The sequence below is a fragment of the Emticicia sp. 17c genome, from assembly GCF_037153985.1.
In the GTDB taxonomy this organism is placed as follows: domain Bacteria; phylum Bacteroidota; class Bacteroidia; order Cytophagales; family Spirosomataceae; genus Emticicia.
The window spans coordinates 70,712-87,111 of the sequence record NZ_JBBAYI010000003.1; the positions used below are offsets into that span (position 1 = coordinate 70,712).

12 protein-coding genes and 1 pseudogene are annotated in these 16,400 nt (G+C 38.7%); 7 read left to right on the forward strand and 6 right to left on the reverse strand.

The window, feature by feature from the left end; all coding sequences use genetic code 11:
* Positions 1–185: 185 nt before the first annotated feature.
* From WAA15_RS08170 to WAA15_RS08180, 3 genes are all read right to left on the reverse strand, one after another.
* A complete protein-coding gene (locus tag WAA15_RS08170; protein WP_337042235.1) occupies positions 186–3,404 on the reverse strand; it encodes a S41 family peptidase in 3,219 nt (1,072 codons plus the stop codon).
* Between the two features lie 210 nt (positions 3,405–3,614).
* Positions 3,615–4,841, reverse strand: coding sequence for a hypothetical protein (locus WAA15_RS08175; RefSeq protein ID WP_337042236.1), 1,227 nt, complete (start codon positions 4,839–4,841; stop codon positions 3,615–3,617).
* Between the two features lie 6 nt (positions 4,842–4,847).
* Positions 4,848–5,417 carry an RNA polymerase sigma factor gene (locus WAA15_RS08180; protein ID WP_337042237.1) on the reverse strand — a complete coding sequence of 190 codons (570 nt, stop codon included), beginning with the start codon at positions 5,415–5,417 and terminating at the stop codon, positions 4,848–4,850.
* Positions 5,418–5,587: 170 nt separating this feature from the next.
* On the opposite strand from WAA15_RS08180, the gene WAA15_RS08185 reads away from it, so the two are divergent.
* From WAA15_RS08185 to WAA15_RS08195, 3 genes are read left to right on the forward strand one after another with little or no spacing between them, the layout of a single operon-like run.
* Positions 5,588–6,016 (forward strand): Rieske (2Fe-2S) protein, encoded by a 429-nt coding sequence (locus tag WAA15_RS08185; protein ID WP_337042238.1) that lies wholly within the window; start codon positions 5,588–5,590, stop codon positions 6,014–6,016.
* A gap of 11 nt (positions 6,017–6,027) precedes the next feature.
* The gene (locus WAA15_RS08190) at positions 6,028–6,930 is read left to right on the forward strand and encodes a DUF5777 family beta-barrel protein (protein ID WP_337042239.1); all 903 of its coding nucleotides are present in this window, start codon (positions 6,028–6,030) and stop codon (positions 6,928–6,930) included.
* Positions 6,927–7,469, forward strand: a complete 543-nt coding sequence (locus tag WAA15_RS08195) for a YceI family protein (RefSeq protein ID WP_337042240.1) — start codon at positions 6,927–6,929, stop codon at positions 7,467–7,469. The genes WAA15_RS08190 and WAA15_RS08195 overlap by 4 nt, the downstream gene beginning before the upstream one ends.
* Positions 7,470–7,556: 87 nt before the next feature.
* Here the strand turns inward: WAA15_RS08195 and WAA15_RS08200 are convergent, their stop codons facing one another.
* Positions 7,557–9,977: a TonB-dependent receptor domain-containing protein gene (locus WAA15_RS08200; protein ID WP_337042241.1), complete on the reverse strand. Its 2,421-nt coding sequence runs from the start codon at positions 9,975–9,977 to the stop codon at positions 7,557–7,559.
* A 470-nt stretch (positions 9,978–10,447) separates the two neighbouring features.
* Positions 10,448–11,239 (reverse strand): 3-keto-disaccharide hydrolase, encoded by a 792-nt coding sequence (locus WAA15_RS08205; protein ID WP_337042242.1) that lies wholly within the window; start codon positions 11,237–11,239, stop codon positions 10,448–10,450.
* Positions 11,240–11,511: 272 nt separating this feature from the next.
* Here WAA15_RS08205 and WAA15_RS08210 point away from each other — a divergent pair, with 272 nt between their 5' ends.
* The 4 genes and pseudogenes from WAA15_RS08210 to WAA15_RS08225 all read left to right on the forward strand — a co-directional run bounded on the left by WAA15_RS08210 (position 11,512) and on the right by WAA15_RS08225 (position 15,011).
* The gene (locus WAA15_RS08210; RefSeq protein WP_337042243.1) at positions 11,512–11,949 is read left to right on the forward strand and encodes a response regulator; all 438 of its coding nucleotides are present in this window, start codon (positions 11,512–11,514) and stop codon (positions 11,947–11,949) included.
* Between the two features lie 52 nt (positions 11,950–12,001).
* Entirely contained in the window at positions 12,002–13,996 is a 1,995-nt protein-coding gene (locus WAA15_RS08215; RefSeq protein ID WP_337042244.1) for a PAS domain-containing sensor histidine kinase, read from the forward strand.
* A gap of 15 nt (positions 13,997–14,011) precedes the next feature.
* Positions 14,012–14,359, forward strand: a pseudogene (locus tag WAA15_RS08220) (sensor histidine kinase); the annotation flags it as partial.
* Positions 14,360–14,582: 223 nt separating this feature from the next.
* The gene (locus WAA15_RS08225) at positions 14,583–15,011 is read left to right on the forward strand and encodes a hypothetical protein (RefSeq protein WP_337042245.1); all 429 of its coding nucleotides are present in this window, start codon (positions 14,583–14,585) and stop codon (positions 15,009–15,011) included.
* A gap of 76 nt (positions 15,012–15,087) precedes the next feature.
* Here WAA15_RS08225 and WAA15_RS08230 read toward each other — a convergent pair whose 3' ends face one another.
* Positions 15,088–16,293, reverse strand: a complete 1,206-nt coding sequence (locus tag WAA15_RS08230) for an MFS transporter (RefSeq protein ID WP_337042246.1) — start codon at positions 16,291–16,293, stop codon at positions 15,088–15,090.
* Positions 16,294–16,400 lie beyond the last annotated feature (107 nt).

Genomic DNA, 16,400 nt, shown 5'->3' on the forward strand with positions numbered 1-16,400 from the left:
ATAAAACAAAAATAGAAAGCCCCTCACTGATTGTTTTACCCCATTTTGGGGGATTTAGATAAATGGCAGGAAAACTTGATGAACGGAAGGGGATAAAATATAAACAATCATGCCCTTACTACATAGTAGAGCAAGGACATGAGAAACTCATCATTATAAGAATATGAGAAAGATTTCAGTCTATTTTATTTTTTACTATCAATCTGTTTTAATAATTCGTCAACGGCTGCTTTTAATTGGTCGTCAGTACCTTTGGCTAGCCAGTCAGGTTGGTTTTCAACGATGATATCTGGTACGGCAGGCCCTAACTCCTGATTTTTATCGGTTGCTTTAGTAAACCAGCCACGACCGGGCAGACGCACAAATGAGCCATCCATTAAACCTTTACCTCCTGTTGAAATAACCGAACCATTGGTTGGTACTCCTACCAGCTTACCAATACCAAGAGTTTTGTAAGCATGAGAGAAAATTTCGGCATTTGAATAACTACCTTCATTACATAATGCAATTGATGGTTTTGTCCAAGCAGCATATACCAGACGTTCGCCTATCGGATAATAGTTTTTGAATTTCAGCTTATCTTTTTCCAAGTCTTCGCTTGCACCCCTCGGAATTGTATAAGCGTGTTGTTTATAGTTCAAGATTGTCATTAAATAATCGGTAGTTGAGCCACCTCCGTTATAACGTACATCTATCACTAAACCATCTTTGCCATAGCCTGCTGCCGTAAATTCTCTTTCTACTACTTCAAAACTAGGGAAATCCATTCCTTTGATATGAATATACCCCAAACGGCCATTTGAATATTTATCAACCAGTTTTTTACGGTTTTCAACCCATTCATCATAAAGATTAGCAGTAATGCTTGGTGTGAGGCGAATCACCACTTCTCTTGATTTACCGTCGGCCCCACGTACATTTAACAGTACTTTTTCGTTGACAAGGCCATTAAGTAAATCATAAAAATTCTCGTTGTCGCTTACACTCTGCCCGTTTACAGCCGTAATTACGTCACCTTCATTGAGTTTACTTTTTTCTTTATCAGCAGGGGTTCCGGGTACTACGTGAGTTATTTTTACTCCCCCACTTACGGGTGTTATTTCGGTACCTAGCAATCCGGTTGTTTCTCGTTGTGTATCAATGCGGTCAGCAACTGTCATACCCATGTGGCTTGAATTTAATTCGCCTAACAATAAGTTAAACATATCTCTGAAATCGTTGCTGGTACTGGCATTGATGCAACGCTCTTTGTATTTTTCACGAAGTTTTGCCCAATCATTGCCATGAAATTTAGGGTCATAGAAACCATCACGGATAGTACGCCATGCTTCTTCAAACACCTGTGTGCGCTCGGCATTGTAATCGATTTTCATTTTGGCTGAATAAGGCAAGGCTTCTGTTGCATTCGATTTCAGGTCTATTCTTGCCAAAGCTCCACCCATACGGCTATAATACAGGTATTTACCATCTTTATCCATCGTAACACCATTCGGGTTAGCCCCTCCTTTGGTAATTTCTTTCAGGTCTTTGCCATCCCATTTAATGCTGTAAAGGTCGCGCCCTTTTGCATTGCTTGAGGTAGTGGTATAGTAGAATGTTTCACCATCTTTCGAAATCACCAAGTCACTTTCATCACCCGGAAAGCTCGTTACACGCACAATTCGTTCATGAATTTTATCAAAATCAATCCTGATAGGTTTCGGAGCTTTTTTATCATTACCGCCTTTGGCTGGTGTTGCAGCAGGCTCAGGCGAGTCTTTCTCCTGCCAGTCTTGTGTTTCACGTTCCCAGTCTTCTTTTTTCAGCCAAACAAACCATACATCGTTGCTACGGCTTGTGCTACGGCCAGAAATAAAGCCTAGTTTTGAACCATCGGCACTCCAGAACGGACGGCTGTCAGTACGTGGGTGCATCGATACGTTTACAGGTTTGCTTGAGTTGTCGGCCGCCTGAATAAAGATTTCCTGATTAAAATACAAATCGCTGATAGCATACGCCAGCCATTTACTATCGGGGCTCCAAGCTATTCCGCCGGGGCTGTCCCAAGTATCACTCAGTATTTTTTCGTTCGATAATTTCCCGTCTGCACTAATATCGGCTACAACAAAAGTTCCTCTACCACGTACATAAGCAAGTTTTTTGCCATCAGGCGATACCACCAGATTGGTTTCATCTCCGGCAGTTTTGGTAATCTGTACTAAACCATGTTTCATGGTTTTAAAAATATTACGCTGAGTTGTATCTGTTGAGCGTACCATGTAAATATCGAAATTACCGTTAGCTCTGTCGCTAGTAAATAACAAAGTGGAATCGTTCAGCCACGTAGGCTCTACGTCTCGGTAAGGGTGTTCCGACACATTGATACTGCGGGTCTTTTCTTTGTCAGCTTCTTTTATAAATACTTCGCCTCTTATCGAAAATGCAATCAGTTTTCCGTTAGGAGACACGGCGTACTCGCTGGCACCGTTGGTCATTGTTTTTTGTTCGGTTGCATCCAGACGGTCATCGGCACTAATAATTACGTTTAGTTTCTGAGCCGAACCTTTGTCAGCCTTCATGGTATAAAGGTTCATGTCTTTCTCGAACACGATAGACGTTCCATCGGCAGATATAGCAAAAGCCCTAATGGATTCATCTTTATAATTGGTAAGTTTTTCAGGATTATTGCCGGCTTTACCGTTGGCATCCAGTTTAAGGCGATAGATATTGTAAGCTCCTGATTCGCTGCTCAGAAAATACAGTGTATTATTACTACCCCATTGAGGTGACACATCGTTGGTTTCAAAACCAGGTAATTGCTGATAGGTTTTGTTTTTTGTGTCATAAATCCAGATGTCTCTATCTGAACTCCCTTTGTAGGCTTGCCTAGCAACGGGATTGATGTCTCCGCGCACAAAAGCCAGAAAACGACCATCAGGCGACAAAATGGGGTCAAATCCAACAGCATCTAAAACCCTCGACTCTGTGCCTCCTTTCGGGCTGATAGCATAAACTTCGTTAGGGCGTTCGATTTGCCGGAATTCACGGTTGGTTGAAAACAGAATTTTATCAGGCTGTGTCCAGCTTGAAATATTATCGGCTCCTGAATGGAACGTGAGGCGTTTAGGCATGCTTCCTTCTGCCGACATCACAAAAATATCGTTATTGCCGAATCTTGCTCCAGAAAAAGCAATCTGCTTACCATCAGGGCTAAAAACGGGGTTCGATTCATACGCATCATGAATTGTAAGGCGGCTGGCCTTACCACCAGTAGCCGGTACTGTCCAGATGTCACCCTGAAAAGAAAATGCCACCAGCGACCCATCTTTATTGATGGCTGGTTGGCGCAACAACAGCGCATTCTGCGCTTGCAGGCAGAACACCGCAAAAAAGGTAATTGTTGAGGTTAAAAGAGTTTTTTTCATTGCCAAAGAATAGCTTGTTGATTAACACTCAAATTTATAATAAAAAGCCATTGAGTACCTGAAAATCAGATGATTTGGTGATAAGATGAGATAAAACAACAAAGATATACTAAAACCAAAACCAGAAAATAGCGTATTGAGGGCGATTTTTACAAAAAAAATGGTCATCAATCAAATAATCGATGACCACCACAGAAACACTAAAGAGCGTTATTTATCTCGTTTCAGGTTTATCAGTACAGACCCACTTAACCTGAAATTGCTTTTCGGGCTTAAGAAATCAGTTTCCCGATAATGATAAATATAACTAGGCATTAACTGAAATACATATCTTTTGTATTGGTATTGCAAGCCTGCTCCTAACGACATATTATGCCACAAGCCTTTCTTTTCTTCTGTATCAAAAGCCGAATAGGTTTCGTCACCGTTAAAGTGGCTTTCAAATTTCACATTCTGATACAAGCGTAGGTCGATATTAGTACCTAACGAAAACTTCATGTCAAATTGCCTGCTTAAAGGCAAGTAGTAGTTAATATTTAAAGGAATAGTTAACAAAGAGGCTTTAATGTGAATATCTTCGATTTCGTCATATCTGGACGGTAAATGGGGCTTATACAAGTCTGTGAAATTCTGACGGGTTTGCATATTAAAAGCCTTTGGCCCATAGTATTCTGACTCAGGATGTGTGTAAATGGAGATACCAGTAGAAAGGCTTAGACTTTTACCTAGAAATAGTTCAAAAGTTGGGCCTAAATCAATTGTACGATTAAAACTATATCCCGTAGTTAAGCCTAATCGGGTATCAATACGGGGCCATCGGAAACTTTTCTTTGGCGGGGTGTCGGTGTTTTGTTTCGACGGAATTTTCAAGTCTGTTATTTTTGCCGCGCTATCTTTGCCAGTAGTAGTAAAGGTACTGTCTGTTTTTGTTTCTTCTTTATTTGTAATTTCTTTATCTGGTGTTTCAGATGCAACAATTCCCTGATTTTTCGTTTCTTCAGGTGGCAGCCCCTTTTCAGTTGCCTTATTTGTATTTGTTATTACAGGCGGTATGGCTGTATCAGACCGTTTTACTGGTGGCGTTACTATGGTTTTATCATCGGCACGTTGTACTACATATATAGTTTTGTTGATATAGATAGTATCTTTATGCACAATGGTTTGTACTTCTGTTTCTGATTTTATCTGCTGAACCGTAGAAATCTTCTCATTCAATAACTGGAATTGTTTTTCGTAATTATATTTATCTTTAAGATTTACCAATAGTAGTATCGTTGCTATTGTTGAATACAATGGCAAACCATACTTACGCCAGAAATCGAAATACCACGGTGTATGTATTTTATTCTGAATGTTATCCCAAACATTCGGACTGACAGGCCGCTGAACAGCCTCCAGTTTTTCTTTAATTTTTTTATCAAATAGCTCGTTTGCCATAAAGCTTTAAATTTTTGATTGTCTCGACAAATAGGCGGTAATCCATTCCTGCAATTTAGCACGGGCTTTTGCCAGATTTGCCCGCACAGCGCTTTCAGTTACTCCCAATAACGACGCAATTTCGGCATGGGAGTAGCCATCAACCACCGACAACGAAAAAACAGTTCGGTAAACAGGAGTAAGTTTTTGTACAAACTCCATAATTTCTTCTACTGTCAGTAGTTCCAGATGTTGCTCATCATTTTCTACCTCATGGGCGTAGTCAAGCTCTGTAAACTCAATACGCGCATGATGTTTTCGGAAATAGTCAATGGCAGCATTAACCATAAGCGTCCTGAACCACGCATCAAATGCTTGCTTGGGGTCATAACGCTCAATACTATTAAATACTTTGATAAATCCGTCGCTAACCATTTCTTCGGCCTCTTCCTCATTTGCAGCGTATCTCAGGCATATATTTTTGGCATAATTAGCATAATTATCGAATAATTCTTTTTGTGCCAAAGGTTTTCTGGATGAACACCCTTCAATGGTTTTGCGTAAATCAAACTGGTTATTTCTTCTTTTAAAAAACACTTCCTAATAGGTTAGCTTTATTACAAAAGATGTTCATATATACTTACGAAGTTAGTATTTAAAATGCTTCCTCGACTTATGAATCGGGATTAAAAAAATTTAATCTCAATCACAGGAAGCAAAGTAAAAATTGCTGCGTAAGTAAAATTAAACACTTAAACATTATTCGTATGAAATTGCAAGAAAAAATTAACCGCAATGAATTTTTAAAATCGCTGGGTTTTACGGGGGCTGCTCTTTTTGCTCTTTACACGACAGAAAGTTGCAAAAATGAAGCCGGAGGAGTTACACCTATCCCTTCAAGTGGGCTTACGCTTGACTTAACCGATGCAGCTTACAGTAATCTTAAAAAAGAAGGGGGCTATGTGATTAAAAGCGGTATCGTAGTGGCACGTTACAATGGCAATTATATTGCTGCTACCATTACGTGCAGCCATGAAGGGCGGCAACAGATTACTTTTCAGAACGGTGAATGGTATTGCACGGCACACGGAGCCAGATATGATGTGACCGGAAAAGGGCTTAATAGTGATGGACGAAATGGGTTAACTGTTTATAAAACCTCGGTTTCAGGTAATATCCTTACTATTAATGCTTAAAAATTCTGTTTATGAAAAAAATCATTTGTTTCGCTTTTTTGGTAAGCATACAGTTAACTGCTGTTGCACAAAGCCTATTAGATGAACTAGATAAGACTGTAAAGCCTAAAAAAACATATTCGACGGCAACCTTTAAGTCGACCCGAATTATTAATGGGCATTCTGTTGAAACTATTGCCAAAAACCACCTTGATTTCAGGATATCGCACCGTTTCGGTATGCTGAACGAAGGGGCTTATAATTTTTTCGGGCTTGATGCTGCTACCATGCGTATGGGCCTAGAATATGGAATTACCGATAAATTGATGATTGGTGTAGGGCGCAGTACCAGCCAAAAAACGTTCGATTATTTTGCCAAATATAAGCTCCTAAGGCAATCGTCAGGGCCGGGTGGTATGCCTGTAAGTATTACTGCACTTGCAGCAGCCGATGCCATTACGCTGAGCAGCAGCCCTCAGCTTACATTTTATAGTAACGTAGAAAGATTCACTTACGTAGGACAATTACTGATAGCCCGTAAGTTTAATGAGCGGCTATCGCTCCAGATTAGCCCTACTTATATACACAGTAACAGGGTCGAAGCCAGCAGTGTTCCCAACGATGTAGTGGCTATTGGTATAGGAGGCCGAATAAAAATCAGCAAACGTACTTCGTTCAACGCTGAGTATTTCTATCGGGTGCCACTCAATTTGCCAACAGGAAATATCCAGAACTCGCCTTACTACAATTCCCTTTCACTTGGGTTTGATATTGAAACCGGCGGACACGTTTTCCAATTGCACTTCACTAATTCGCTGGGCATGATAGAACGCCAGTTTATTACACAAACAGAAGGCCAATGGCTTAAAGGCGATATACATTACGGCTTCAATATTTCAAGAACATTCAGTTTTGATAAAAAGAGAAAACTATGAAAAAAGGACTTTTAATTATATTACTTGGCTTGTTTACTGCCAACGTTTTTGCACAAAACCAATGGATTTGCCGCAAAGGCGAAACCAGTTTCTTCTCTGAAACACCCGTGGAAAACATTGCAGCCCTGAATAAAAGTGTGGTTTCGCTGATTGATTTCTCGAAAGGTGAAATTGCGGTAAAAATGACAATGACTGATTTTAAGTTTCAGAATCACCTCATGGAAGAGCATTTTAATGAAAATTATATGGAGTCGGAGAAATATCCGACGGCTTCTTTTGTGGGCAAAATTCAAGAACCTATTGATATATCTAAAAATGGCACTTACGACATCTCTGCCAAAGGGCAATTAACCATGCATGGTGTAACTAAAGAAAGAGTTTTGAAAGGCAAGCTAACTGTTAATAATAATGAAATAACGTTGGTTTCAAACTTTGATGTAGCACTAAAAGACCATAAAATAGAGATACCGACTCTTGTTATTGCCAAAATAGCAGAAGTTATTGCCATAAAAGACAAATTTGTGTATACCAAAAAGTAAGGTATAAAATCTACCCCGCCGCTGTCGGTATACGATGCGGCGGGGTAGATGCTAAAATTCAATGACATTCATCAATAAGGTGTAATATCAGCCTCCTTTAATACGGTTAAGTTCATCTTCAGAACCACTACGACGATTTCTGGCACCTTTGATTTCGCTACTACCGAACCGATAATTGAAGTTAACCCTCAACATACGTGCTTCCCACTTGAAACGTAGGTCGGTGGCTACTCCGGCATATTCAGAGTGATACCCTCCCCTACCTGTATTTAATACATCGCTGAAAGTAAATTTCAAGGTAGCGTTATCTTTCATAAATCTTTTCTGAACGCCCAAATCCATTAAACCCATAGCAGAGTTATAATCAATGCGGCGATATGGCGAATTATACCAACCTGATAGCTCGATAGTCCAGTTATTTTTTATTTTAAACGTACTCTGTGCATTCATGTTGGCAGCTGTTGTTCTGTTATTAATTTTAACACCATTGGTTACATCTCCGCGCCATACATTGTGGTAGCCACTTACGTTTACATAAATATTCCACCATTTGGTTATGTCTGTCGACAAGCTTATGTCCAGACTAAAGCCTTGAGTATGGTCAAGATTCTGGGCAATAAAATAAGTGCGGCTTGCATCATAAGGCATTCTTAAACCCACCACCGGAAAACGTGTACGCCAATAGCCTACTGAAGTTGTAAGTTTACCTTTATAGACGTGGGTCAGTTTAAAATTATTGGCATATTCAGGACGCAAAAAAGGATTTCCTTTTGAATATACCAGTTCATCGATACGATATTCAAACGGGTTCAGGTTCTGATAACTTGGTCGGTTGATTCGACGGCTATAATTCAGGTTCAGATTATGATTCCCTGATAATTTATAAGAAATAGCTCCACTCGGAAAAAGATTCAGGTAAGTTGTATCTACTTTATCTAAATCATTTTGTTTATAACTGGTTAGCTTACCCAAAGATTTGGTACGCTCGGCGCGCAAGCCCAATTGTAAATCCCATTTTTTATTCAAGGCTACATTATAATTCAGATAAGCCGCATAGACGCGCTCGGTATAAACAAAGTTATTACTTTTGTCTGTGTCTCTTATCTCAACATCGTTCAGCACATTAAAAAAATCAAAAGTATTATCCGACTTCACATCTGACAATTTAATGCCATACCCCAGCTTACCCTTTTTAAAGGGTTGCTCGTAATCAATCTTAAACGATTTAATTGTAATATCCGTAGGGGTTTTGCTTACAAAGTTTCTGCTAAATGCGGGTCTGTCTGACCCCGGAAACTCATACGTATTGGGCTGATAACTAATACCTCGTGAAGTAAAAATACCATAGTCGGCATCTATATTTAACTCATGCCCTGTTGTGTCGGCATAGCGGTAATTTACATTCAAATTCAGGTTATTGTTCTTTTCGGGGTTTGAAGTACGCGAATTCAAAATGGCAGAATCAGGCTTAGCACTATATCGGTTTCCTATTAAAGTCTGGCTTTCGCCACCACCATTGTGGTTGCTTAGCCTTCCGTTTGCACTGATACCAAAGGTATTTTTTGCATTTATAAAATAATCCATTCCTATTTTGGCATTGTGTGAGGTGTCTCGCCACAAGCCATGCCAAGTTTTATTATAAGCAATATTATTCAATAACTGATTGTCGAAGGTGCGGTTATGCCATGCGCCCTGTCCGTAGCTATAATTACCATAAAGATTCACTTTTTTATCACGGTAATTCAAATTCAGCGAGCCGTTGTATTTAGGCGTTATCCCTATCATTGTGCCTAAACTTATGTTACCGTTGGTACCAATTTTTTTATTTTTTTTCAAACGAATATTTATGATACCTAAATCGCCCGCGGCATCGTATTTAGCCGACGGATTAGTGATTACTTCTATGGCCTCAATATCAGCCGAGTTCATGCTTTTCAGTACCGAAGCCAAATCTTTTCCGCTCATGGGCGACGGCCTGCCATCAATAAAAATACGTACTCCGGCTTTGCCTTTTACCAATACGTTTTCATCTTTATCGACTTGCACACCTGGCGATTTTTGTAATAACTCAAGACCATTTAAACCCGTTGAATTAATGCTGCCGTCAACGTTAAACACAATTTTATCATTCTGAACCTCAATCAAGGGTTTGGCTGCTACAACTTTTACTTCGCTCAGTTGTTTGGTATCTGCCAATACCATAAAGGGCTGAAATTCCAAATCTTTATCTACCAATTCAAAATCAGGCGACCGAAAAGGGCTAAATCCAACGGCAGTAACTTTAATAAAATACTTACCTTTTATCAGATTACTGATTTTAAAACTTCCGTTTTCATCGGCAATATCTGCCTTAGCTAAAGAAGAATCTTTTGTTGAGTGAACGGCAATTGTAGCAAACGAAACTACTTCGTTCTGTGGGTTTTTAATCTGACCTTTTACTGAAAAAGTTTGCCCATACAGAAACTGCGAGATGCCCGTAAAGAGCAACACAAGTAATAGATTTTTCATAATAATTTTTATAGCTTTTCAATAATTTTATAAATACCAATTGAAGCAGATGCTTTTATTGGCTCGTGAAACATTCGGTTGGTGGTGCTTATACATGAAGCCATTTATCTAAATTATAGCTTCATATTTTTAACAAACCCCATCTACGAAATATTTCGTAGCAAATATATTGCAATATTTTATACCTTCCAAATTTATCTACGAAAAATTTCGTAGATACTTAATTCTCCTGATAAACGCTTCCGGTCACTTCACATTTTGCACTGAAACTCGCCAATGAAAGAAAGGTTACAGTAAAAATCAAAATTATTTGTATACCTGCTTATGTATTACCTGTTTTTTAAGCAAGACGAATTGCGCAACGATTCATTACAGCGTTTTTGTTAATTTATCATAAAAAAGCCGCTCTATTATTTCTAATAAAGCGGCCATACAAGTCTATGCTGAACTGATATGCAGGATGTTTTTAATTAAAAATCTGTATTTGCTTCTTTGAGGTCGAGGCGTTTTATCCAGATATTGCGGTATAGCACATCATGCCCTTCAGCTTGTAGTTTTAGCCCACCGGGTGTATCTGTAATGCCTTTACCACCATCGTTGCCGCCATCAATACCAGAGTTTGGCCCACCCCAAACCTGACTTATAGCCTGATTAACATGCACCTTTTTCCCGTTGAAATACATGGTTACCAAAGGTTTTTCAACCAGTTTACCATCTTTAAAGCGGGCTGCTCTGAAAACAATATCATAGGCATTCCATTTACCTACCCCGTTATAAGCATAATAAGGCGATTTTGATTCATTAATAACTGCCCCCAAGCCATGCGAAGTTGAGTCACCATCAAGCACCTGAATCTCATAGCGGTTTTGTAAATACACACCGCTATTGCCACCGGGTTTACTGATATAAAATTCAACGTGCGCCCTGAAATCACGGAAAGTATCTTTGGTTACAATATCAGCGGCACCGTATTTTCCGCCGGCTGCTGCGGGGTCGTTGGTATTGACGGCTGTGCCTTTACCCGCGGGGTTATCAACAATAAACCATTTAATTGGTAAAGTAGCCGATAAACGCGGACCATCCCAGTATGTCCATTTTTCGTCAAGCATTTTACGGGTACCATCCATATAAACCACAGCACCTTTGGGTGCTTTTACTCCTACTCCTGTTTGTGCCAGCGCACAATTAGCTACCACTAAAAAAAATGCAACAAGGCGTAATATTCCTTTTTTGCTGTGTTTTTTGATAATAAGTTTTTTCATCAGATAATGGTTAAATAGATAAATTTTGGTTTGAATAGTAAGAATACAAAATAAAAGAACGATAATTCAATAAAAGTGCGTAATTTTAACCTATCCTTTTACATAGCATAGCTATGACTGAAAGAGAATAATAACGTTTGCCAGTGTTTTGCTGGTTTTGAAAGCATCATAAAAGCAATTTACTTACTTTCCTGATTGACTAACAATTAAGATTATACTAGTAAGAAAATTAAAATTATTACACTGATACTTTTAAGCATATAACTAACTACATGACGAAGCAAAATTATCATATTATTCTTGCCGACGATGACGAAGATGACCAGATTTTTTTCAGAGAGGCCATGTCTGAAACAGTTAGTTCAGTTACACTGAATACTGCTAAAGACGGAATTGAACTAATGAGTATGCTTGCCCACAATTTACCTGATGCTATCTTTCTTGACCTGAACATGCCCTTCAAAAACGGACAAGAGTGCCTGTCCGAAATAAAAAACAACTGGCGTTATAAAAATATACCAGTAGTTATTTATTCTACAAGCTCAAACATTGACCAGATTAATTCCACCTTTAAGGCAGGTGCAAATCTGTACATATCCAAGCCTGACTCATACCTGAAGCTAAAAATTATTCTGAAAAAAGTTTTTTCATTAAAATGTGAGGAATATAAACCTCAGCCCGAAAAAGAGAAATTTGTTTTAAAGTACTAAGGCTTTTCAGTATCTTATAAAGTTTGTCTCAAACGATATACCTTCTGTAAATATGGAAGTAACAGTTAATGTGTTAAATTTTAACTATTTACCTGCTTATGCGCAATATCTTCTTGATAATAAACTAGAAGATTTCATCCGGTTAATGCTAAGCACTTCAAAAGAAATTGATGTACCTTTATTAAGGTTCTTCAAAGATATTCCTGACGAAGAGTTGGTGCAGATGTCTGTTCAAGGCACACAGGAATTTCTGAGTTTTTTTGCTGCTAACCGTGTAGAAGAATTCATCGACTTATCGTTGAAAAGATGGGTAGAAAACCAGTTGCCACAAATCCAGAACGATGACATAGTAGCTCGGGATATTTCAACGGTAAATTTTGCCAGAAAAAGAACCTTTCGCCAGCTTTTAGGCAATTATACTACTGATTTTGAGGTTTATGCCAACATAATGGAAGAGGTTGACAGGTTTATTCTGACCCTCGAAGAAAAATGCTACAAAACCTTGTTTAATATTAAACAACAGAAAATAAATGAGCATTTATACTTCATCGAAAAAATAAATAATACCTTACCCGGCTTTATTTATGTATACGATTTGGCTGAAAACAAAGAGATTTACTCTAACGATAAAAACGAAACCCTGCTAGGGTATAGCAGAGACGAACTTAAAGAATCACCTAAAGAAACATTATTACACCCTGATGACCTGCCCCAGCGGCAAGATTTTTTGCATAGTTTTTCAACAGCGCAGGATGGTGAAGTACGTACCATTGAGTATCGGATAAAAGATAAAAAGGGCACCTACCATTGGCACAGGGTTTATGAAACGGTTTTTAAAAGAAACCATCAGGGTTTGCCTTCACAAATTATAGGTATCACCTTTGAAATAGATCAGGAAAAAGAAGCCGCACAAAAACTTCAGTTAAAAGAACAGCAATTATCAGAAGCGCAGGAAATAGCCGGCTTGGGCAGTTTTGAATGGGATTTACAAGGCGGAGGCTCTGTTTATTCGGACCAACTGAAAAAAATCTTTGAACTGGAACAAAGTACCGACTTCATTTCTTTCTTACAGTTTGTACACCCCGCCGACCAAAGCAAGTTAACCGAAGCCATTAATAAGGCTATTACGGGGAGCGGCAAATATGAATGCGAATACAGGTTTCAGAAAAGTAAAGAAAAGGTAGTATGGTCGAGAGGAGTTGTTACTTTTCAGAATAACAAGCCTCTTAAAATGCGAGGGACTGTAATGGACGTAAGCGAACGCCATGCTATTCTTAAACAACTGGAACATACCATTGAATTGCATAAGCAAGCGCAAGCATTAACACATATAGGCAACTGGAGTTGGAACATTATGACCAATAAAATTAGCTGGAGCGATGAAATGTATCGGATATATGGCCTAGAACCTCAATCAGAAGAAATTGTTTTTGATAGGTTTTTATCGCTGGTGCATCCTGACGACCGTGACAAAAGGCTGGAAGAAATTCAGCGAGCATTGGTTACACATATAGCCGAAGATTATACCATCCGTATCGTATGGGACAACGGTACAATAAGAGTATTACAGGGCAAGGGAGAAGTACTGGTAAACGAACAAAATCAGCCTTACAAATTACTGGGAACCTGCCAAGATGTTACTGAGCAATTCCATATAAATCAGCAATTGGCACAAAAGAACCTCGAGTTACAACGAAGCAATGAGGAACTAACCTCATTTAATTATATTGCCAGCCACGACCTGCAAGAGCCACTTCGTAAAATTAAACTATTCAGTAACCGGATTTTTGAGAAAGATTTTGAAGTTTTATCTCCAACAGCCAAAGAGTTTTTACCACGGGTTATTAGCTCGGCTTCGCAAATGCAAAAACTTCTAAACGATTTACTTGCTTTTTCGCGGGCTACTTCGGCTGATAAAGTATTCGAAAAAACTGACCTGAATCTTTTACTCGAAGAAACCAAAAATATTCTGAAAGATAGTATTGAAGAAAATCAGGTTAGTATTGTTGCTCAAAAACTCCCTGAACTGAATGTAATTCCATTCTAGTTTCAGCAATTACTCGAAAACATCATCAGTAATGCTATTAAATACAGCAAGCAAGATACTCCTCCAGAAATAAAAATCACCTCGCGTGTTATTAGCGGAAAACAACTGGCCAACCATGGCGGCAGTACAGGTACTAATTATCATTTGTTGAGTATCAGCGATAACGGTATAGGTTTTGAGCAGCAATATGCCCAGAGAATCTTTGAGCTTTTTCAGCGGCTTCATAACAAAAATGAATATTCTGGTACTGGCATCGGCTTGGCAATTTGCAAGAAAATTATTCAGAACCACAATGGCTTTATCATAGCTAATGGCGAAACTGGCAAAGGTGCTACCTTTAATATTTATACTCCGCTTAACTAGGCTTTTGTTTGATATTTCTACTTTTATGATTTAGGCATATAAGAGTAAGATGCTACTCTTATATGCCTAGGTTTATGCTTTTTCTTATCATTTATTTATTACGCTTATCCATATTTATAACCGCTTATCATAATTATCTACTATACAAGCTACATTGTTTTGCATAGTAGCTTGTATATAAATATATTTGTTTATGTTTTACTTTTATACTATACAAAATATTATGAAAAAGTTTATGTTACTTTCGTTATTTACTTTTGGTGTAACCTTTTCTTACGCACAATGCGATAAAGAACTGACGCTTATATCTTCAAAAACTGAGTATCTTGATGGCTCAGGGAATCTCCAAAGAACAGTCGATGAAGAAAGTAATATTGAAATAAAGAAGTCGGAAGTAACTATTACACCCGGTAGCGGAGATAGAACCATGGTAGGAAAAATAGAATCTACTACTTGCAATTGGCCTGCTGCTTACAAGGAAGGAAAAACAGTTATTAAAGCAATTTTTGAAGATGGTGGGCAAAACCTTCATGTAACCATAACCCTTGAAGGAAAAGAGGGTAATACTACTTTCTTGTTAGAAATAGCAGAAATGCCTGACAGGAAAATAAGAGTTCTGATAACCAGTTTTAAAGAATTCCAAAAAAATTAGATAATCATTAGCTGATAGGCATCTGTTTTGGGTTAATACAAACAGATGCCTATCAGGCTTTTATTTATTAATAAAACTATTTTTTTCTTAAGAAACCCAACATAAAAGCCAGCCCCCCTCCTACTACATAAGCAATTGCCAAAGGCTTTACCGAATCTACCAACAGGCTGTCAATTAAAGAGCCTACTGAGGCCCCAACTACCAGATAAGACGTTCCGTAAATAGATGCTGCCGTACCTGCCCGCTCGCCCATTGACTCAAGAGCTAATGCACTGCTATTAGGCTCAATAGCCAGATTAATGCTCTGCAATAATCCTATCAAGCTAAAAAGGACAAATATATTTGGTTTTTCTTGCCAGAAAAATACCATCATAAATAACAAACCTGCCATAGCAAAGTAACAGCCAAGTAATATACGCAGTGTTTGATGTGCGCCCAAACGCGCCACAATTCTGGCATTCAGAAAAGTAAACAAAGCCATTGAAGCACCAATAGCACCAAAAATAAATACGAAAAGTTGTGGCTGCTGGTAAATTGTTCCGATGATACGCTCTGAACTCCCAACATAAGAACTAAAAGCACCAAACAGAATGGTGGTCATGGCTGAATAACGAACAAATGTACTATTGCTGAATACTTCTCTGACAGCTTTTATAAGCGATGCTCCCCCCGATACAACATCGGTATTGTCAGGCATAGATTCGGGTAGCCTTAATGACCATAGAAAGAAAATCAGGGCGAAAGACGGTGGTGTCAGAAAAACTATTTGCCAACTCGTAAATCTGAGAATCATAGCTCCTAACAATGGGGCTACTACTGGCACAATCAGAAAGATTGTCATAATGAGCGACATAGTTTTAGCCATAGCATCTCCTTTGAACCTGTCTCGTACACAGGCAATGGCACTCACAAACATAGCTGATGAACCTAGCCCCGTAACAAAACGGGCTATCAGTAAAGCCGAAAAATTGGTAACCAGTACGGTAGTAATACAAGCACTAATGTAGAGCAAAAAGCCTAGCCTTAAAACCAACAGCCTGCCGTATCGGTCGGCCATAGGGCCAAAAGCAAGCTGCCCTAACTGACCAAGAAAGAAAAAAGTTACCAGTCTGGCAGTTTCTGTCGATTCTTTACCCAATCCAAATTGTTGCCTGATGGCAGTAAAGGCTGGTAACATAATATCAATGGCCAGTGCTGTTAGCAGCATAATACAAGCCATTAGGCTAATAAATTCAATTGTGGGGATAGCCTTAGCTTTTTGTGTTTGGTCAGGTACCTTCATTGATAATATAGAATATTGCTTTTTTAGTGTTTCATTGGAAACAGCACAAAGTTACATCATATATGACAGCACAAAGGAGTTTAAAAACGACAAATTAGGGGCTAAAC